At 65.1% G+C, this 687-nt stretch carries 1 pseudogene; it reads left to right on the forward strand.

What is annotated here, in order from left to right:
- Window positions 1-562 (forward strand): annotated as a pseudogene (locus P2081_RS20220) (hypothetical protein); the annotation flags it as partial.
- Between the last annotated feature and the right edge of the window lie 125 nt (window positions 563-687).

A 687-nucleotide genomic window follows, 5' to 3' on the forward strand; every position in this document is an offset into this window, starting at 1 on the left:
GTGTATTCGCGTCATGAACTCATTGGTTGTGTTGGTTGCCTGCCTGGCCGCCGCCAGCGCCAGCTACTCCGGAGCGTACCCCGGTGCCTACGGCTGGGCCGGCCACGGCTACCCCTACAGCTACCCCGCCTACGCCTACGCTGGTCACGGGTACGCTGCCCACGGGTACGCAGGCCATGGGTACGCTGGTCACGGCTACCACGGACCCATCGCCATCCCCCACGTGCTGCCCTCTGGCTACCTGGCCGACACCCCCGAGGTGGCTGCCGCTAAGGGTGCCCACCTGACTGCCGTCGCCGCCGCCGCCCACCGCTCCGGTCCCAGCTACGGTCACGGATACGGATACGGTCACGGCTACGGCTACGGACACGGATCCTACCACGGACCCCTGGCCGTACCCCACGTCCTGCCCTCCGGCTACCTCGCTGACACCCCCGACGTCGCCGCCGTCAAGGCCGCCCATCTCACCGCCGTCGCCGCCCAGGGCGGAGCCACCCACAACTACGCCCACGGCTACGGACATGCGTACCCTTACTACGGCCATGGCTACTACCATCATTAACCCCCCCTCCCCCACCCCCTCCCTCCTACCGATATACTCAGAGCCAGAGCTGCGGAGACCTCAGTTGGGCTTTTTGTAAATATTGTTAAGTTATAACCTGTACAGTAACCCCACCAATCCTAACT

The organism is Pseudophaeobacter profundi (assembly GCF_029697505.1).
GTDB classification, from domain to species: Bacteria; Pseudomonadota; Alphaproteobacteria; order Rhodobacterales; family Rhodobacteraceae; genus Pseudophaeobacter; species Pseudophaeobacter profundi.